This window comes from Ochrobactrum soli (genome assembly GCF_003664555.1).
Taxonomy (GTDB): domain Bacteria; phylum Pseudomonadota; class Alphaproteobacteria; order Rhizobiales; family Rhizobiaceae; genus Brucella; species Brucella teleogrylli.
In genome coordinates, this window is record NZ_RCHH01000003.1 from 782,220 (window position 1) to 801,863 (window position 19,644).

Consider the following 19,644-nt stretch of genomic DNA (forward strand, 5'->3'; position numbering starts at 1 on the left):
AGTTTGGAGCCAATGCACCGCATTGACAACAGCTTCCGTCAATGTTGAACAGGCAGTGAAGGCACGGAATGCGTCTTGAGCATTCCGCCGCGCTTAAATATGGTGGCGGCCCCATCAAGGAGTAATGGCATTGGGTGTGGTTCTGAATCTCGACGACAAGAAAAAGCAGACAGGATCGGTGCAGCCGCTTGTCGACCTGACGAAGGCCGATATGGCGCGCGTAAACGAAATGATCCTGTCACGCGCCGGTTCCGACGTCGAAATGATTCCCGAAGTCGCCAATCATCTGATCTCGTCGGGCGGCAAACGCCTGCGCCCGATGATGACGCTCGCTGCCGCCCGCATGTTCGGTTACGACGGCGACGGTCATGTGCGTCTCGCAACCGCTGTCGAATTCATGCATACCGCAACGCTTTTGCACGATGATGTGGTTGATGAAAGCGATCTGCGCCGTGGCAAAAGCACCGCCCGCATGATCTGGGGCAACCAGGCCAGCGTTCTCGTCGGCGATTTCCTGCTCGGTCAGGCTTTCAAGATGATGGTCGATGTCGGCTCGCTCGACGCGCTTGACGTGTTGGCGACCTCTGCTTCGGTGATCGCCGAGGGCGAAGTCATGCAGCTTGCCGCTGCCAAGAACATGGAAACCACCGAAAACGAATATCTGGCGGTCATCAAGGCCAAGACGGCGGCGCTGTTTTCGGCGGCTGCCGAAGTCGGCCCGATCATCGCCGGTGTGCAGCGTTCGGATCGCGCAGCCTTGCGGGATTACGGTCTCAATCTCGGTCTCGCTTTCCAGCTGGTTGACGATGCGCTCGACTATGGTGGCTCGGCTGCCGATCTGGGCAAGAACACGGGCGACGACTTCCGCGAAGGCAAGATCACGCTGCCGGTGATTCTCAGCTACCGTCGTGGCACCGATGATGAACGCGCGTTCTGGAAGCACGCCATCGAGGACGGTGCCAGCGACGATGCATCGCTGCAAAAGGCCATCGGCCTGATGACCAAACATGGCGCGATTGCCGATACCGTGCAGCGTGCGCGCCACTTTGGCGAGATTGCCCGCGATGCTCTGGCGCCGCTGAAGGCCTCGCCGGAAAAGGATGCCCTCATCGAAGTCATCGACTTCTGCATCAGCCGCGTGAACTGAGTTCGAATATTTCGAACGGGATCGATCAGGAAAAGCACCCCATCACGGATGCTTTTCTTGCCCCCTCATCCCAAAAAGGCCATGCTTGAAGTGCCTTTTCCGGTGAGGAGACGGCTTGTCGGTTTTGGATACGGTCGGCGATTCGTTGCCGATGGCACAGGTGGGAATGTGAGAAGAGGATTGGGCTTCATGCGGCATGGAATGAAAAACGGCCCGCTTTACGGTTTGCTTTTTTCGCTTCTGGCGGGAATTGCAATGCCTGCCAGCGGCGCATGGGCCAAGGCGGCAGCCGATCCCGCTCCCGTCGTCACGCCTGCTGTTCGGGCCGGTTCCTTTGCTGGCGCCTATCTGGCGGGCCGCACCGCCGAAGCCGATAACAACCTGTCCGCCGCCGCCGATTTCTATCGTCAGGCCATGGCTTTCGATCCGGGCAACAGTCAGGTCAAGCAGGACCTGCTTCTCGTTCTGCTGACCGAAGGCCGCTTCAAAGACGCCCTGCCACTTGCTTCCGAATTGCAGAATGTGCCGGATATCGAGCGTTTCTCTCGCGTCGCCCTTGCCATCGACGCTATTTCCAAAAAGCAGTACCGCAAGGTCGGACCGCTTTTGATGCTGTCCATGCAGTCCGACATGGACCGGCTTGCGACAGGCTTCATGAATGCGTGGGTCAAGGTGGGGCAGGGCAATCCCAAGCAGGCACTGGCCGATATCAAGAAGATGGAAGGCCCCGAATGGTATGGCCTGTTCCGCACCTATAATTCTGCTTTGATCGCCGATCAGGCCGGGATGAAGAAGGAAGCGGCGGAATTCTACCAGCAGGCCTTCGATGACCGTCCCGGCGGCAGCGCTGCGCCCGACACCTATGAACGCATCATTATGGCCTATGCCTCGTTCAAGCTGCGTCAGGGCGACAAGGCCGGGGCCATCCAGATCTTGAAGGATGGCGAGGAACTGCTGAATGGTCGCATGACGCTCACCGAACTGCGCGAGCAGGTCGAGGCGGGGCAGAAAGTTGACCGCCTGATCGAAACGCCGCAGCAGGGCGCTGGTGAAGTGCTTTATACGCTCGGCACCGCGATCAACCGCAGCGGTGCAGAGGCATTTGCGAAGCTTTATCTGCAACTCTCGCTGCCGCTGCGTCCGGGCAATGATGCGACCCTGTTCCAGCTTGGCGATATTTCGGCCAAGCTGCGCCGTCCGGAAGCGGCAGTGGAATATTATGCGCAAGTGCCGGAAAAATCGCCCTATCGCCGCGATGCCGAAATGCAGCGCGCGCTGAACCTTGCCGATAATGACAAGTCTGCCGAGGCCATTGAGCAGTTGAAGACGCTTCTGGGCCGCGACAAGACCGACATCCGTACCTATCTGGCGCTGGGTGGCGTTTACGCGCAGGACAAGAATTTCGCCGAAGCCGCCAAGATTTATGACGCGGCTGTCGAACAGATCAAGACGCCGGAACGCAAGGACTGGCCGGTCTTCTACCAGCGCGGCATCGCCTATGAGCGTCTGAAGCAGTGGGACAAGGCGGAACCGAGTTTCAACAAGGCGCTGGAGCTTTATCCCGACCAGCCGCAGGTGCTGAATTATCTTGGTTATTCCTGGGTCGATATGGGCATCCATCTCGATCGTGCGCTCGACATGATCAAGAAGGCGGTCGAGTTGCGCCCGCAGGACGGTTACATCGTCGATTCGCTGGGCTGGGCCTATTACAAGCTCGGTCGTTACGACGAAGCGGTGGTGGAACTGGAAAAGGCTGTTAAGCTGCGCCCGGAAGACCCGACGATCAACGATCATATGGGCGATGCCTATTGGCGCGTTGGTCGCCAGCTTGAGGCGACGTTTCAGTGGAACCATGCGATTGCAGGCAAGCCGGAGCCGGAAGAACTCGTCAAGATCGAGGAAAAGCTGAAGAAGGGCCTGCCCGACGTTCCGGGCCAGTCTTCCGCCGATGCGACCAAGCCAGGCGAGAAAAAGCCGGACCAGCCGAAGCCGGAAGAACCGAAGCAGGACACGCCTGCTGTCGCGCCTGCACCAGCTGCGCCCACACCGGAAAAGCCGACGACGGATTAAAAGCGGCAGATAGGTCCGGTTTCAGGGCGATAGGACACTGAAACCGGCAGTCTGTGCTTGACCCTGCGGTGCTGATGTATGATCTGGCAGGATTTTTATCCGAAAACCGGTTGCCACTTTTCGGAAATCCTGCTTAGACCGGGCCATCATTTCAATAACGAGGCCCAGCCCGGTGTCTAATTCGTCCAGCATGTTGCCCGCACATATGCATCCCACCCGTTCCTTTCAGGGTCTGATCCTGACGCTCCATCACTATTGGGCGGAACATGGTTGCGCTATTTTGCAGCCTTACGACATGGAAGTGGGTGCGGGTACGTTTCATCCGGCAACCACGCTGCGTTCGCTCGGGCCGAAGCCGTGGAAAGCCGCCTATGTGCAGCCGTCGCGCCGTCCCAAGGATGGCCGCTATGGCGAAAATCCCAATCGGCTGCAGCATTATTACCAGTATCAGGTCATCATCAAGCCATCGCCGCCGAACCTTCAGGACCTTTACCTCGGTTCGCTGAAGGCCATCGGCCTTGATCCGACGCTGCATGATGTGCGTTTCGTGGAAGACGACTGGGAAAGCCCGACGCTCGGCGCCTGGGGGCTTGGCTGGGAATGCTGGTGCGACGGCATGGAAGTGTCGCAATTCACTTATTTCCAGCAGGTCTGCGGCATTGAATGCTCGCCGGTCGCCGGGGAACTGACCTATGGTCTGGAGCGCCTCGCCATGTATGTGCAGGGCGTGGACAATGTCTACGACCTCAATTTCAACGGTCTCGAAGGCGACGAAAAGGTTACCTATGGCGATGTGTTCCTGCAGGCTGAGCAGGAATATTCCCGCTACAATTTCGAAATGGCCGATACCGAAATCCTGCATCGCCACTTCATTGATGCCGAGCGCGAATGCGAAGCCATTTTGAAGGCGGGCAGCACGGGCGAGGGCTCTTTGCACAAATGCGTGCTCCCCGCCTATGACCAGTGCATTAAGGCATCCCATGTTTTCAACCTGATGGATGCGCGCGGCGTGATTTCGGTCACCGAGCGCCAGAGCTACATCCTGCGCGTCCGCAATCTCGCGCGTCAGTGCGGCGAGGCATTTCTGCTCACCGATGCAGGCGGCTTTAATTACAAGAATGAGGCTGTTTAATGCCTGACTTACTTCTCGAACTCTTTTCCGAGGAAATCCCGGCCCGCATGCAGCGCAAGGCTGCCGGCGATCTGAAAAAGATGATCACCGATGGTCTGGTCGAAGCCGGTCTTACCTATGAAGCCGCGACCGCTTACTGGACGCCGCGTCGCCTGACGCTCGACATTCGCGGCCTGACCGTGCGTTCCAAGGACGTGCATGAGGACATCAAGGGCCCGTCGGTCACAGCACCGGAACAGGCCATTCAGGGCTTTCTGCGCAAGGCCGGTCTCACCGATGTTGCGCAGGCCCATGTGCATTCCGATCCGAAGAAGGGCGATTTCTATGTCGCCCATCTGACGAAGCCGGGCCGCCCGGCGGAAGAAATCGTCGCCGAGCTGGTGCCGCAGACGATCCGCAATTTCCCGTGGCCGAAATCCATGCGCTGGGGCGCGGCTTCGGCAAAGCCCGGTGCATTGCGCTGGGTGCGTCCGCTGCAATCGATCCTGTGCACCTTCGGCCCTGAAACCGAGGAAACAGTGGTTATCGAATTCGACGTCGATGGCATCAAGTCCGGCAATCTGACCTATGGTCATCGTTTCCTGAGCGACGGTCAGGCGATCAAGGTGCGCCGCTTCGACGATTATGTCGAAAAGCTGGAAAAGGCTTTTGTGGTGCTCGACGCCGAACGCCGCAAGGAAATGATTTCGCAGGACGCGCATAACCTTGCCTTCGCGTCGGGACTCGAACTGGTCGAGGATGAGGGGCTTCTGGAGGAAGTTTCAGGTCTTGTCGAATGGCCGGTCGTGCTGATGGGCGAATTCGAGGAAGAGTTTCTGGCGATCCCGCCGGAAGTCATCCGCCTCACCATCCGCGCCAACCAGAAGTGTTTTGTCACGCGCAAGCAGGGCGAAACGGAAGCGCTGTCCAACCGGTTCATTCTGGTGTCGAACATCGCAGCCCGCGATGGCGGTACGGAAATCGCATACGGTAACGGCAAGGTGGTGCGCGCACGTCTGTCGGATGCGCTCTATTTCTGGCACACCGATCAGCATGATCTGCCCGACCTCGACAAGCTCAGCGCCTCGGCGGAAAAATTCGGCCTCGATTTGAAGAAGCCGCTCGATCAGCGCATGGCGCGGCTGGACGCGTTGAACGTGACCTTCCATGCCAAGCTCGGGACGCAAGGCGCTCGCGTTGAGCGTATCCGCGAACTGGCTGCGCAGATCGCGCCGCTGGTCGGTGCCGATCCGAAGCTTGCTGCACGTGCGGCAGTGCTGGCCAAGGCTGATCTGACCACCGAAGTCGTGGGTGAATTCCCCGAGCTTCAGGGCGCGATGGGCCGCAAATATGCTTTGCTTCAGGGCGAGGATGCAGCCGTCGCCGCAGCGGTTGAAGAACATTACAAACCACAAGGCCCGTCCGATGTGGTGCCGAAGAACCCGGTCTCGGTTGCCGTGGCGCTGGCCGACAAGCTCGATACGCTGGTCGGCTTCTGGGCCATTGACGAAAAGCCGACCGGTTCGAAAGACCCCTATGCGCTGCGTCGTGCCGCCCTTGGCGTGATTCGTCTTCTGCTATCGCAGGACTGGAAATTCCCGCTGCTGCCGCTGTTCCGTTCGGCCTTCGCCGCGCTGAAAGAAGGCGTGGTCCAGCGCAAGCTGCGTGAATTCGAAGCCAGGCTTGCAGGTGAAAAGTCTGGCGATGTCGATGGCGAACAGGATGTCGACAATGCACTGCGCAACTATGAGACGGAAGTTCGTGCCGAAGCCGACCGCAGCGCCGAACCGGTGCTGGCCGATCTTCTCTCCTTCCTTCACGACCGTTTCAAGGTGCATCTGAAAGACGAAGGCGCACGTTACGACGCTATCGACGCCGTGCTGACGCCGGAAGCCGACAACCTGCTTTTGGTCGCACGCCGCCTGGAAGCGCTGATCGTCTTCATCAATGAGGAAGACGGCAAGAACCTGCTGGCTGGCACCAAGCGCGCCGCCAATATTCTGGCAGCGGAAGAGAAGAAGGGCACCAAAGTCGCGAGCAGCGTCGATGCTTCGCTTCTCAAGCTGGACGAGGAAAAGGCTCTGTTCGACGCGGTCAATCTCGCATCGAGCGAAACCGAAACGGCCATTGCCCGCGAAGATTTTTCGGGCGCGATGCTGGCGCTCGCCAAGCTGCGCGGTCCGGTCGATACGTTCTTCGAAAAGGTGCTCGTCAATGACGAGGACGAAAATGTTCGCGCCAACCGTCTGGCTCTGCTCGACCTGATCCGCACGGCCACCGGCAAGGTTGCGGATTTCTCCAAGATCGCTGGCTGATAGCCAGCCTATACGAAATAAAAATGGCGCCGGTTGGCGCCATTTTTATTTGAGGATTATTGAAGGCTGGGTCTGAGCGTCAGCGAACTGAGGTCCACTTCTCCCGATGCGCCTGCCCACGGATCGCCGACGACGCGCACGGGCTTGGCGGGGTCGAAGTCTGGCATCTTCTGTTCGGTCGGGATGATAGCGGGCTGTTCCTGCACGTCTTCCGGCAGCGGCTTGCCCTGCATGCGCGCCATATAGGCGCGGGCGCGCTTGCGCCGTGCTTCGATTTCCTTCAGCGCTTCGGCTTCAGCCTCTTGCCGCTGGCTGCAAGCGCCGCAGACAGGCAGCCCGTTGGCGCCCATCCGGTCATAGCCGATATAGTCGATGGAACCGACCGCATAGGTCGTTCGCGCAAGTTCCGCCCCGTGGGCCGATGGAACAGCGGGCAGTCCGGCGACAGTCAGTGAAATGGCGATAAATCGCGATAACATTATTCACCTCAAGCATGGATAGTAACATCCTGCCGCAAAAAAGCTAACAAAACGCAATTTTCCGGGTCGCGTTGCCATAAATGTGCACGAGGCAAACCGCCTGTTTGCTTGCGCAGGGCTTCGCGCTTGTGTAGGCAGAAGGCGCTCATATCTATGCGTGCATCTTGTCCGAAAACCGCTTTGCACTTTTCGGGATGCACTCAACTTGGACGCCCGAGAGGCGGAAAACCAGTGTCAGATGTAATGAAATTCGATGATGAGGCAGTTCAGCGCGCGGTGGAAATCCTGCGGCGCGGCGGTCTTGTCGCCATTCCCACCGAAACCGTCTACGGTCTTGCCGCCGATGCCTCGCACGGCGAAGGCGTGGCCGGTATTTTCGCCGCCAAGGGTCGCCCGCAGTTTAACCCGCTGATTGCTCATGTCAGCGGCATTGCCATGGCAGAGCGCTATGTTACCTTCGATGCCCTGTCGCGCAAGCTGGCGGAACTGTTCTGGCCCGGCCCGCTGACCATCGTGCTGCCGCTGAAAGACCAACAGGATACCAGTCGGCCCATTCATCCGCTGGTGACGGCGGGACTGCCGACGCTCGCCATCCGCATGCCGCATGGCCGCGTGCAGGAGGTCATCACGGCGCTGGACAGCCCTGTTGCGGCACCGAGCGCCAATACCTCCGGGCGTATCAGTCCGACAAGCGCCAAAGCCGTCGCGGACGATCTTGGCGACAAAATAGACCTGATCCTCGATGCCGGTCCATGCGGAGTGGGCGTGGAATCCACCATCGTGAAGGTCGAGGGCGGCATGGTGCGTCTGTTGCGCCCCGGCGGGCTTGCTGCAGAGGACATAGAAGCAGCGATTGGCACAAAGCTGGTGCGCACCGAACAGACCGAGGCCATTCAGGCGCATATCATCGCGCCGGGCATGATGGCCTCGCATTATGCACCGGATGCCGCCATGCGGCTTGCGGTTGGCGATGTGCAGCCGGGCGAGGCGCTGCTGGCTTTCGGGCCGTCGCGGGTGGCCGGAGCCGAGACGGCAAAGGCCGTACTCAACCTCAGCGCCGATGGCAATCTGCGCGAGGCGGCCAGCAATCTGTTCGATTTCATGCGCAAGCTCGACGCCATCGGCGCCAGCACCATTGCCGTTGAACCCATTCCCTTTGACGGTCTCGGCGAGGCCATCAATGACCGTTTGAACCGCGCTGCCGCACCGCGCTAGATTTCAAAGGACCAATATGGACACCGGATTGATCGAACGTTTCGCCGCCATCGTGGGCGAGAAGAACGCACTCACCGCGCCAGAAGACATTGCGCCCTATCTGATCGAGCAACGCGATCTTTATAAGGGCAATTCGGCGCTGGTGTTGCGTCCCGGCTCCACGGAAGAAGTCGCGGCGATCATGAAACTCGCCAGCGAAACGAAAACACCGATTGTGCCGCAGGGCGGCAATACGGGCCTCGTCGGCGCGCAGACGCCGGATGAGAGCGGCACGACGATCGTGCTGGCGCTTGGCCGCATGAACAAGATACGCGCGCTTGATACGGTGGGCAATCTGGTGACCGTCGAGGCAGGCGTCATCCTGAAAAACCTTCAGGACGCGGCCGAGAAGGCGGGCCGCCTGTTCCCGCTGTCGCTGGGCGCGGAAGGTTCGTGCCAGATCGGCGGCAATCTCGGTTCCAATGCAGGTGGTACGGCGGTGCTCGCCTATGGCAATATGCGCGAGCTTTGCCTCGGTCTCGAAGTGGTTTTGCCAACCGGCGAAATTCTCGACGACCTCCGCTATGTGAAGAAAGACAATACCGGCTATGACCTGAAAGACCTGTTCGTGGGTTCCGAAGGCACGCTCGGCGTGATCACGGCGGCGGTTCTGAAAATCTTTCCGCAGCCGAAGGGCAAGGGCGTCGCCTATGCCGGGATGCGCAGCCCGGACGACGCGCTGCGCCTGTTCCAGCTCGCGACCGAACATGCAGGCCCGTCGCTGACCGGGTTTGAGCTGATGCCGCGTGTCGGCGTCGAGTTCACGGTGCGCCATGTCGATGGCGCGCGCGATCCGCTGGAAAGCCCGCATGACTGGTATGTGCTGATCGATATTTCCTCCACGCGCTCGGAAGAAGATGCGCGCACCACGCTGGAAACCATTCTGCACGAAGCTTTTGAGGCGGATATTCTTCAGGATGCGGCGATTGCCGAAAGCGTCGCGCAGGCGCAATCCTTCTGGAAAATGCGCGAGGAAATGTCCTGGGCGCAAAAGCCGGAGGGCGGCTCGATCAAGCACGATATTTCCGTGCCTGTTTCATCCATTCCGGCCTTTATCCGCGAAGCCAATGCGGCGGTGCTGGAGATGATCCCCGGTGCACGCATTGTCTGCTTCGGCCATATCGGCGATGGCAACCTGCATTATAACGTGTCGCAGCCGGTCGGCGCGGACAAAAAGGAATTCCTCTCCCATTGGGGCGCGCTTAATCACCGCATCCACACGATTGTCACAAGTTACAGGGGGTCGATTTCTGCCGAGCATGGCATCGGTCGCCTGAAGCGGGACGAGCTTGCGCATTTCAAGCAGCCTTTCGCGCTCGACCTGATGCGCCGCATCAAGACGGCCTTCGACCCGGCGGGGATTATGAACCCCGGCAAGACCCTGTAAAACAAACCAAATTGCTACTTGAATGACGGGCGGTTTTTCCGCCCGTTTTGCTATCGGTAAACGCATATTAGGAAGAATTTCCGAATTCTTACACCTGGTTGCATTCTGATAACCAAAGGAAAAAGCAGGGAAAAGTTAACCCAACTCCTTAAGGCCATCGGTAACAAACGCGGTCTATTCTCCATCTCAACGAGGGCAGAAAGCCCAATCAAAGAGAAGCTGGAATAACCGGCTCTCGACAGAGACAGAGAGACAGAGGCGTTGACAATGATGAGCAAGGGACTGAAGCCAGACTGGGCAGGCCGTGAACTGCGGCTCGATCCGTTTCACTTTCCGCAGGTGGTGAGCTACGCATCGCACGACGGCAATACCGACGTCACCTTCACCATCAACGAACGGGGCGCGGTCATCCGGCAGGTTCTGCCGTCGAGCGGCCTGCCCATGTCGATTGCACTGCCGATCCATGCTTTTGTCGGTGTTGTCGCCCGCGCGGTCGAAGACGAATATGGCGAAATCACCGTCACGCTGGAACTGATGCATCAGGACCCGCAGCTTTCCGTGCCGCTTCTGGTGGCGCATGACCTGACCGATGTTGCCGCCGACTGGCGCGCCTGGGCGGCTGCGTTCAACCTGCCGATGATGCTGGTGGAAGAAGACGGCGTCGCCCGTCCGCTTTACGAAAGCACCGGCCCGGTGCGCACCAGCCAACCGCAGGCCCGCCGTCAGGGGCACGAGACGCGCCGTCGCCGCCCGCGCTTCCTCGCCCGCCGCAAGGCTGGCACGCTGGGCGTCCGTCTGGTGATCGAAGGCAAGGAAATCATCGCCCGGAATTGACCGCAGCGGAAAAGTTGAACGGGCGAGATTATTCACATTGTCGTGTGATCACGATCTCGTCCCATTCTGCCGCTAGGTTTAGGAGACTGCTTCATTTTGAAGCTAAATTAATTGGCTGACCTCCAGACAAAGCCACCCGGATGGGTTTCCCCATCCGGGTTCTTTTTTATCGATCAGAGCCGGGATTTACTTCTTGCGGCTGAGAAAGGCCATGATGGCCTCACGCGCTTCATTGGAGGTCAGGCGTTCGCCGAAAAGCTTCGCTTCCCGCGCAATACGATCCGCGATGTTTTCGGCGGGCATGCGCATGAGCGACCGCGCGATCTGCATGGCCTCCGGCGGCTTGGCGGCGATTTCTTCCGCAGCCTTCAGCACTTCCGCTTCCAGCTCTGCGCTTTCCACGATTTTATAGACGATGCCTGCTTCAAGCGCTGCTTCCGCGCTGAAACCATGACCGAGCGCCAGAAGGGCAAAGGCCTTCTGATGCCCCATCAGCGGTGGCGCGAGCAAGCTGGAACCGGCTTCCGGCACGAGACCGAGATCAACGAATGGCGTGCGGAACAGCGCATGTGACGTTGCAAATGTCAGGTCGCAATGGAAATGGATCGTCGTGCCAATGCCAATCGCAAGGCCATCAACGCCTGAGACGACCGGCTTTTTGGCGCTCGACAGGGCATAGAGAAAATCCAGAATATCCTTGCCCATATCGCCGCCGCCAGCCGCTGCGGCCATGAAATCCTGCATGTCGTTGCCGGATGAAAACGCGCCCGGCACACCAAGAAACACATGGACGCGCACCGCGTCGTCGGCGTCGCCATCCTTCAACGCCTTGGCCATGGTGGCATACATGGCGCGGGTGATGGCGTTTTTCTTGTCGGCCCGGTTCAGTCGGATAATCTGCACCGCATCGCGACGTTCGACGAGAATATGTTCGCTCACGTTCAAGCCTCCAGTGCGGATTTAGCGGCGGCGAGGCTGGCTGCGCCGGTGATGACGGTGTCTTTCAACGACGATACTTCGGCCAGCATGTTCTCGGCGAAGAAACGGCAAAGAACGGCGCGACCCTTATCGTCGCCTGCAAGGGCTGCGCGGGCCAGATAAGCGCCGCCGGAAGTAAGCGACAGCAGACGCTGATAAGGCGTTGCACCGGCAAGTGCCGCCTCTGCGCCACCCTCGGCAACTGTCTTTTGCAGCCAGTCGGTCGCTTCACGCGCTTCGGAGAGCGCCTTTGCAAGACGTGCGCCGGTTTCGCCCAGTTCCGGGCGGTTGGAGGCAACTACCTTGTCGGCATCCTGCTGCAATTCGGCAAGGAAACCCTTGATATGCTCGCCATTTCCAAGCGGCAACTTGCGCATCACCAGATCGATGGCCTGAATGCCGTTGGTGCCTTCGTAAATCGGCGTGATGCGCGCATCGCGCAGCAATTGGGCCGCGCCGGTTTCCTCAATGAATCCCATGCCGCCATGGATCTGCACGCCGAGCGACGTGACATCCACGCCAACATCGGTGGCAAAACTCTTGGCCAGCGGCGTGAGCAAACCGGCACGGTCGGCCCAATGCTGTGCATCCGCACCTTCGGTCGCATGGCTCATGTCGATGGCATGGGCGCAGGCATAGGTGATGGAACGGGCGGCCTGCGTCAGCGCCTTCATGGTCAAAAGCATGCGCTGCACATCGGGGTGTTCGATGATCGGGCTCATACCCTCCTTGGGATTCGCACCGATGGCGCGGCCCTGCTTGCGCTCCTTGGCATAGTTGAGCGCCTGCTGGTAAGCCGCTTCCGCAACGCCAACGCCCTGAATGCCGACCAGCAGGCGGGCATTGTTCATCATGGTGAACATGCAGGCGAGGCCGCGATTTTCTTCGCCGATCAGATAGCCGACCGCGCCCTGTTCCTCGCCTTTCACGAAACCGTCGCCATAGATCATGGTGCAGGTCGGCGAGGCGTGAATGCCCATCTTGTGTTCAAGACCAGAGCAGAACAGATCGTTGCGACGACCGAGCGAACCGTCTTGATTGACGAGGAATTTCGGCACGAGAAACAGCGAAATGCCCTTGGTGCCCGCAGGCGCATCGGGCAGGCGGGCCAGCACCAGATGCACGATGTTATCGGTCAGGTCATGTTCGCCATAGGTGATGAAAATCTTCTGGCCGAAAATGCGATAGGTGCCGTCATTGCCGCGCTCGGCGCGGCTGCGCAGCGCGCCAAGGTCGGAACCGGCCTGCGGCTCGGTCAGGTTCATCGTGCCCATCCACTCGCCGGAGATAAGCTTTTCGAGATAGATATCCTTCAATTCCCTGGAGGCATGCTTTTCCAGCGCCTCAATCGCACCCGTGGTGAGCGTCGGCCCGATGGCGAAGGACAGCGAACCGGCATTCCACATTTCATTGACGGCGACCGACATCATGGTCGGCAGACCCTGACCGCCATAGTCCGGCGTGCCCGTCAGCGAATTCCAGCCGCCTGCAATCCAGTCGCGGTAAAGGTCTTTCCAGCCCGGCGCGGTGGTGACGACGCCGTCCTTGACGGTCGCGCCATGCCGGTCGCCGGGGATGCGTAAGGGCTCGACACGTTCAGCGGCAAACTTTCCGGCCTCTTCGAGAATGGCTGCGGCCAGATCGGCGGAAAATTCGGGAAAGCGGTTGTCGGCCAGCGCTTTTTCAAGCCCCGCAACCTTCATCAGCGTATGGGAAATTTCAGAAACCGGCGCGCGATACATCTTTCCTCCACATCGTGCTCATCGAGGCCCCTCCTCGGAAACCCCGGCCTCCGATCTGCAAGCGTGCAGAGGGAGTATCAGTCTTCTTCAACACAAGAGCTATCGGCTTATTACGTAAACGTCAATATTTTCTCGCAGCCTATTGCATGATGAAAACAGGCTCCAATCGCATCCTATCTGTCAAAAGGATGCGATCATGCCGGTGCTGTCATTAAAACTATTTGCCGGAACGTTCCCGCTCCACAGCACGCCAGCCGATATCGGTGCGATAAAAACCTTCCGGCCAGTCGATCTTCCTGATGGCGTCGTAGGCTTTCGCCTGTGCTTCCGCGACAGTGCTGGCGACTGCGGTGATGTTCAGCACACGACCGCCATTGGCAATGAGATTGCCGTCCTTTTCAGCCGTGCCTGCGTGGAAGACCTTGACACCATCGAGACCGTCAAGCGCGTCGAGACCGCGAATGACGCTGCCCTTCTTTACATTGGTCGGATAGCCTTCCGCAGCCATAACGATGGTCAGCGCCGGATCATCTTTCCAGTCCGGCGAAACCTGATCCAGCTTGCCGTCGACGGCGGCATTGATCAGCGCCAGCAAGTCGCTGTTGAGGCGCATCATCAGCACCTGACATTCCGGGTCACCGAAACGGGTGTTGTATTCGATCAGCTTTGGGCCGTCCTTGCCGATCATCAGGCCGAGAAACAGGATGCCGGAGAAGGGCGCGCCGATTTCCGCCATGCCGCGCATGGTCGGCTCGATCAGTTCGCGCATGGTGCGCTCAACGATTTCCGGCGTCATGACCGGAGCTGGGGCATAAGCGCCCATGCCGCCCGTATTGGGGCCGGTGTCGCCATCGCCGACACGCTTGTGATCCTGCGCCGAGCCAAGCGGCAGGGCCGTTTTGCCGTCGCAGATGCAGAAGAAGCTTGCTTCTTCGCCGTCCAGAAATTCTTCCACCACCACTTCGGCCCCGGCAGAGCCGAACGCGCCTTCGAAGCAGGCATCGACCGCATCCAGCGCTTCATCGAGCGTCATGGCGACGACCACGCCCTTGCCTGCGGCCAGACCGTCAGCCTTCACCACTATGGGCGCGCCCTGCTGGCGGATATAGGCCTTGGCTTTCGGCGCATTGTTGAAACGGCCATAGGCCCCGGTCGGAATATCGAAGCGGGCGCAGAGATCCTTGGTGAAACCCTTGGAGCCTTCCAGCTGGGCTGCCGCCTTGGAGGGGCCAAAGACGCGGATGTTTTCGGCGCGCAGATCGTCGGCAAGGCCTGCAACCAGCGGCGCTTCCGGTCCGACGATGACCAGATCGATGGCCTTATCCTTGGCGAAGGCAATCACGGCCTTATGGTCGCTGACATCGATATCGACCAGTTCGGCGGCTTCCGCGATGCCGGGATTGCCCGGCGCGCAATAGAGTTTTGTCAGTGACGGAGAAGCGGACAGTTTCCAGGCCAGAGCATGTTCACGACCGCCAGAACCGATTAAAAGAACTCTCATTGCTTGCTCCGTCTTCGTCGGGGTTATAGTGATGGCTGCATATATCAAGGATTTCGCCATGTCACAGCCCGAACTACACGGATCGATTCAGTCACGCAATGCGCAAGGGCGCGTAAAGGACGCTCCGTCGGGCCATTGGGTCTATAAGTTGTTGCCGCAGTCGCTTTGGCCCTATGCGCAGCTTGCGCGCTGGGATCGCCCGATTGGCTGGCAGCTTCTGTTGTGGCCGTGCTGGTGGTCGGCGGCACTGGTGGCGGGCACCGGTGCGCAGCCCGGTGACGGCGCATGGTCGGTCGTGCCTTCGATCTGGCACCTGTTCCTGTTTCTGGTTGGCGCCATCGCCATGCGCGGCGCGGGCTGCACCTATAATGATCTGGTCGATCAGGATATCGACGATCAGGTGGACCGTACCCGTTCACGCCCGCTGCCTGCCGGGCAGGTGACACGCGGTCAGGCCAAGGCCTTTCTCGTCCTGCAAGCGCTGGTCGGGCTTGTCGTGGTGCTGCAATTCAACTGGTTTTCGATTGCGCTCGGCATTTTCTCGCTTTTGATCGTCGCTGCCTATCCCTTCATGAAACGCATTACCGACTGGCCGCAATTTGTGCTGGGTCTCGCCTTTTCATGGGGCGCGCTGATGGGTTGGGCTGCGGTCGAAGGATCGCTCTCATTGCCACCGGTGCTGCTCTATATCGGCGCGATCCTGTGGACCATCGGTTACGACACGATTTACGCCCATCAGGACAAGGAAGACGACGCGCTGGTCGGCGTGCGTTCCACGGCGCGCCTGTTCGGGAAGCACACCAAGACCGCACTGATGATCCTTTATGGCGGCGCTATCGGTTTCTTTGCCGCCGCTTTTGCGGTGGCGCAGGTGCCGATGCCGGCACTTGCCGGATTGCTGGCCGCTGGCGTACATCTCTACCGCCAGATTATCGTGCTCGATATCGACAACCCCGACCAGTGCCTGAAACTGTTCAAGTCGAACAATATCGTCGGCTGGCTGATCTTCCTCGGCCTCGTTTTCGGCAGCCTCTGGGTGGCGATCAAGCCGATTGTGTAATTGAGGGGCAGGCGTAAACGCGCGACCCTCATCCTGAGCTTGTCGAAGGGCCGACCCTTCGAGGCTTCGCTACGCTCCGCACCTCACGGTGAGGGCGGGGCGTAGCAGCTTTTCTTTCTCTTACGGATAAAGCCGGTCCTTGTTCCAGTCCCCTTCCGGCACGGGCCGGGTAAACAAGACGCGGTCGTGCAGGCGGAACGGGCGATCGTGCCAAAACTCGATCGAGACCGGGCGAATGCGGAAGCCCGACCAGTATGGCGGGCGTGGAATGTCGCCGATGGCATATTTCGCGGTATATTCCGCGACAGATTTTTCCAGCGCGAAACGGCTTTCCAGCGGGCGCGACTGTTTTGAGGCCCATGCGCCGATACGGCTGCCGCGTGGACGCGAGGCGTAATAAGCGTCGGCTTCGGCATCGCTGACTTTCTCAACCGGCCCACGCACGCGCACCTGACGGCGCAGCGTCTTCCAATGGAAGCACATGGCAGCCTTCTCAGCCGACAGGATTTCCTGCCCCTTCTTGCTCTCATAATTGGTGTAGAAGACAAAACCCTGCTCGTCGAAATCCTTCAGCAGCACCATGCGCACATTGGGCAGCCCGTCGGGATCGACGGTGGCAAGCGCTACGGCATTGGGATCGTTCGGTTCGGTCTTGCCTGCATCGGCCAGCCACTCCGCAAAAAGCTTGAAAGGCTGGGAAGACAGGGTGAAATCGTCGCTTGAGCTGGTCATTTCCACTATTCTCGAATGATTGTGGTGATAGGCGGGGTCGGAACGGGAATCCCGACCTGAAAAACTGGCGCGAGCTTCCTCCATAAAGCGCGTCTTGTCCACCTCCTGGTCAGGGACAGGGGCGGGGTTGAATGCATATGCCGCATCACAAGAATGGGCGTGGATTTTTCTGCCCGTCGGCTGAGGAAACCCACAGAGTTGCTGTTGTGCATTGGTATGGTTTTGTTTACCTTGCCAGCTCATCGCTTGTTAACCCACCACCGCCATAATCGCTGCATCCATAGCGTGTAAAATTGAGGACGTAGCGTTTGGCTGCTGGAACTGTCTGTCACCAGAAACATATCCGCTCTGCCGTTGATTTTGCTGCGGCCCTGCGCAATGCCGTGATCGGCATGACGCTGTTTTCGCTGGCCGGTTGTGCCATGGGTGGCGTCAGCATCGACAAGGCCGTTCCTGATTCGACCACCATCACCGGTTCGGTGCAGCAGCCGACCGTGCCGGATTCCAGTACGCTTTCCGATCAGTCAACAGTCAAGAACGTGGTTTCCGCTTTAAACTTCACGCAATGGGGTAAGAAGCCGGTGCCGTGGACCAATCCGGATACTGGCAGCCAGGGCACGATCACGACCGTTGCCGAGAGCAACAAGAACGATCAGCTCTGCCGTGAATTCGAGACCTCACGCGAAGCTTTTGACGGCGTTTCCATCTATCGCGGTGAAACCTGCATGCAGCGCGGCGGCCAGTGGACTGTCACGGCATTTGCACCGATCTGACAATATGCGCAGTCTGACGTCGGTACAGACTGGAACTTTTCTTGCCTGATGCGCATATTAGGCTCAATTGAGTCTTACCACTGACTTCACAGTCATTTTCCTGAATGAGGAACTATATGCGCGATCCCTATAGCGTGCTGGGCGTCGCCAAAACGGCGAAGCCCGAAGAAATAAAATCGGCCTTTCGCAAGCTGGCCAAAAAGCACCATCCGGATCAGAACCAGGATGATCCAAAGGCGCAGGAGCGCTTTGCGGAAGTTAATCAGGCCTATGAAATCGTCGGCGACAAGGATAAGCGCGGTCAGTTCGACCGCGGCGAGATCGATGCCGAAGGCAAGCCCTTGTTTCAGGGTTTCCAGGGCGGCGGTGGTTTCGGCGGTGCACATGGCGACCCGTTTGCGGGCTTCCGCCAGGGCGGCGGCAACAGCCATTTCGAATTCCGTTCCGGTCCCGGCGGTCAGGGCGGCGGCTTCGGCGGCGCAGAAGACATTCTGAACGATTTGTTCGGCGGTGCTTTTGGCGGCGGCGGACGGCAGCGTGGCCGCGCGGGCGCCAGTGCCAAGGGCCAAGATCTGTCCGCATCCATCGACGTGACCTTGTCGCAAGCGGCAGGCGCGGAGAAGGTCGAGGCGATTTTCCCGAATGGCAAGCATCTCAATATCAAGCTGCCGAAATATGTCGAGGATGGCCAGACCATCCGCTTGAAAGGGCAGGGCGAGCCGCTGATGGGCGGAACGCCCGGCGATGCGCTTGTGACGATCCGCTTCAAGCCGCATCCGCGTTTCCGTCTTGAAGGGCGCGACGTGCATGTGGATTTGCCGGTCAATCTCAGCGATGCAGCCCTTGGCGGCAAGGAAGAGGTCGAGACGCTCGATGGGCGTATTGCGGTGAAGGTTCCCGCCTGGTCGAGTTCGGATCGGGTGCTGCGCCTGAAGGAAAAGGGCCTGCCGCTGAAAGCGGGCGGGCGCGGCGACCTTTATGTTCATATCCGCATCATGCTGCCGGAGGGCGGTGACAAGGAACTGGAAGAATTCCTCCAGAAGCGCCGCGAAGGCTGATATTGTTCTCCCGAAGCGGAAATCGCTTTGGGAGGCAATAAGGCCACACAATAAGAATTTATGCGATTCTGATCGATTGAATTGCTTTTCAATCGATCAGAACTGTTTTTCTGTGGTCACGCGGGCCAAAATGCGGGCCGGGTGTTGTAGCTTTGCGGCAGTAAAGTGACAATGCCCGGCTTTTTCGCTGCAATTGCTTGAAGGTGATGCAAGCCTGTGCGATAGGGCAACAAGTTTATAGTTTTTCAATGAGGACCCTTAATGACCGCACAGTCTGGTTTGTTGCAGGGCAAGCGTGGATTGATTCTGGGCGTGGCCAACAACCGCTCCATCGCCTGGGGCATTGCCAAGGCCGCCCGCGATGCCGGCGCAGAACTCGCATTCACCTATCAGGGCGATGCATTGAAGAAGCGCGTCGAGCCGCTTGCCGAAGAACTTGGCGCTTTTGTTGCCGGTCATTGCGACGTGGCGGATGCCGCGAGCATCGACGCTGTTTTTGACGCGCTTGAGAAGAAGTGGGGCAAGATCGACTTTCTGGTGCACGCCATCGGTTTCTCCGACAAGGACGAACTGACCGGCCGCTACCTCGATACGTCGGAAGCCAATTTCACCAATACGATGCTGATTTCGGTTTATTCGCTGACCGCAGTTGCCCGCCGCGCGGAAAAGCTGATGGCTGATGGCGGGTCGATCCTGACGCTGACCTATTACGGCGCCGAGAAGGTCATGCCGAATTACAACGTCATGGGCGTTGCCAAGGCTGCACTCGAAGCAAGCGTAAAGTATCTCGCCGTCGATCTCGGCCCGCAGAACATCCGCGTCAACGCGATTTCGGCAGGCCCGATCAAGACGCTGGCCGCTTCGGGCATTGGCGACTTCCGCTATATTCTCAAATGGAACGAATATAACGCGCCGCTGCGCCGCACCGTGACGATTGAAGAAGTGGGCGATGTTGGCCTCTACTTCCTCTCCGACCTGTCGCGTTCGGTGACGGGTGAAGTGCACCACGCTGATAGCGGTTACCACGTCATCGGTATGAAGGCGGTGGACGCGCCGGACATTTCAGTCGTCAAGGACTGATACGATCCTTTTGAAATCCCGAAAAGTTGAGACGCTTTTCGGGATTTTTCTTTGTCTTTCCCGGACCGGGAAAGTTATCCCTGTTTTAGCGCCTGATCCAAAAGCCGCCATGCCGGTCTGCAA

General features: G+C 59.1%; 16 protein-coding genes. 11 read left to right on the forward strand and 5 right to left on the reverse strand.

Translation table 11 applies throughout. The features are described from left to right. The first annotated feature begins 130 nt into the window (after positions 1-130). The 4 genes from D8666_RS09075 (at position 131) to glyS (ending at position 6,643) form a co-directional block, all read left to right on the forward strand. Complete coding sequence (locus D8666_RS09075; RefSeq protein ID WP_109370175.1) at positions 131-1,147, forward strand: polyprenyl synthetase family protein; 1,017 nt, start codon at positions 131-133, stop codon at positions 1,145-1,147. Positions 1,148-1,336: 189 nt separating this feature from the next. Further along, on the forward strand, positions 1,337-3,217 hold the full coding sequence (locus D8666_RS09080; RefSeq protein WP_109370176.1) for a tetratricopeptide repeat protein: 1,881 nt from the start codon (positions 1,337-1,339) through the stop codon (positions 3,215-3,217). A 205-nt stretch (positions 3,218-3,422) separates the two neighbouring features. Continuing rightward, entirely contained in the window at positions 3,423-4,349 is a 927-nt protein-coding gene (locus tag D8666_RS09085; protein ID WP_109370177.1) for a glycine--tRNA ligase subunit alpha, read from the forward strand. Beyond that, positions 4,349-6,643 (forward strand): glycine--tRNA ligase subunit beta, encoded by a 2,295-nt coding sequence (gene glyS / locus D8666_RS09090; RefSeq protein WP_121537331.1) that lies wholly within the window; start codon positions 4,349-4,351, stop codon positions 6,641-6,643. Before D8666_RS09085 ends, glyS begins: the two co-directional genes overlap by 1 nt. Positions 6,644-6,699: 56 nt before the next feature. Here glyS and D8666_RS09095 read toward each other — a convergent pair whose 3' ends face one another. Then, entirely contained in the window at positions 6,700-7,122 is a 423-nt protein-coding gene (locus D8666_RS09095) for a hypothetical protein (RefSeq protein WP_109368437.1), read from the reverse strand. Between the two features lie 243 nt (positions 7,123-7,365). Between D8666_RS09095 and D8666_RS09100 the strand changes: the two genes are divergently transcribed. From D8666_RS09100 to D8666_RS09115, 3 genes are all read left to right on the forward strand, one after another. After that, positions 7,366-8,337, forward strand: a complete 972-nt coding sequence (locus D8666_RS09100) for an L-threonylcarbamoyladenylate synthase (protein ID WP_371830802.1) — start codon at positions 7,366-7,368, stop codon at positions 8,335-8,337. A 16-nt stretch (positions 8,338-8,353) separates the two neighbouring features. After that, complete coding sequence (locus tag D8666_RS09105; RefSeq protein ID WP_121537333.1) at positions 8,354-9,763, forward strand: FAD-binding oxidoreductase; 1,410 nt, start codon at positions 8,354-8,356, stop codon at positions 9,761-9,763. 267 nt (positions 9,764-10,030) lie between these two features. Further along, a complete protein-coding gene (locus tag D8666_RS09115) occupies positions 10,031-10,597 on the forward strand; it encodes a DUF6101 family protein (RefSeq protein ID WP_121537334.1) in 567 nt (188 codons plus the stop codon). Between the two features lie 186 nt (positions 10,598-10,783). Here D8666_RS09115 and D8666_RS09120 read toward each other — a convergent pair whose 3' ends face one another. The 3 genes from D8666_RS09120 to purD all read right to left on the reverse strand — a co-directional run bounded on the left by D8666_RS09120 (position 10,784) and on the right by purD (position 14,818). Beyond that, the gene (locus D8666_RS09120; protein ID WP_109368442.1) at positions 10,784-11,536 is read right to left on the reverse strand and encodes a crotonase/enoyl-CoA hydratase family protein; all 753 of its coding nucleotides are present in this window, start codon (positions 11,534-11,536) and stop codon (positions 10,784-10,786) included. A 2-nt stretch (positions 11,537-11,538) separates the two neighbouring features. Further along, a complete protein-coding gene (locus D8666_RS09125) occupies positions 11,539-13,317 on the reverse strand; it encodes an acyl-CoA dehydrogenase family protein (RefSeq protein ID WP_109368443.1) in 1,779 nt (592 codons plus the stop codon). A gap of 217 nt (positions 13,318-13,534) precedes the next feature. After that, complete coding sequence (purD, locus tag D8666_RS09130) at positions 13,535-14,818, reverse strand: phosphoribosylamine--glycine ligase (RefSeq protein ID WP_109368444.1); 1,284 nt, start codon at positions 14,816-14,818, stop codon at positions 13,535-13,537. 58 nt (positions 14,819-14,876) lie between these two features. Here purD and ubiA point away from each other — a divergent pair, with 58 nt between their 5' ends. Then, on the forward strand, positions 14,877-15,878 hold the full coding sequence (gene ubiA, locus D8666_RS09135; RefSeq protein WP_109370178.1) for a 4-hydroxybenzoate octaprenyltransferase: 1,002 nt from the start codon (positions 14,877-14,879) through the stop codon (positions 15,876-15,878). A 120-nt stretch (positions 15,879-15,998) separates the two neighbouring features. Here ubiA and pdxH read toward each other — a convergent pair whose 3' ends face one another. Next, entirely contained in the window at positions 15,999-16,610 is a 612-nt protein-coding gene (pdxH, locus tag D8666_RS09140; RefSeq protein ID WP_109368445.1) for a pyridoxamine 5'-phosphate oxidase, read from the reverse strand. Positions 16,611-16,918: 308 nt separating this feature from the next. Between pdxH and D8666_RS09145 the strand changes: the two genes are divergently transcribed. From D8666_RS09145 to fabI, 3 genes are all read left to right on the forward strand, one after another. After that, on the forward strand, positions 16,919-17,383 hold the full coding sequence (locus tag D8666_RS09145; protein WP_371830798.1) for an RT0821/Lpp0805 family surface protein: 465 nt from the start codon (positions 16,919-16,921) through the stop codon (positions 17,381-17,383). Between the two features lie 116 nt (positions 17,384-17,499). Next, positions 17,500-18,441 (forward strand): DnaJ C-terminal domain-containing protein, encoded by a 942-nt coding sequence (locus D8666_RS09150; RefSeq protein WP_109368446.1) that lies wholly within the window; start codon positions 17,500-17,502, stop codon positions 18,439-18,441. A gap of 261 nt (positions 18,442-18,702) precedes the next feature. Next, a complete protein-coding gene (gene fabI, locus D8666_RS09155; protein WP_109368447.1) occupies positions 18,703-19,521 on the forward strand; it encodes an enoyl-ACP reductase FabI in 819 nt (272 codons plus the stop codon). The last annotated feature ends 123 nt before the right edge of the window (positions 19,522-19,644 follow it).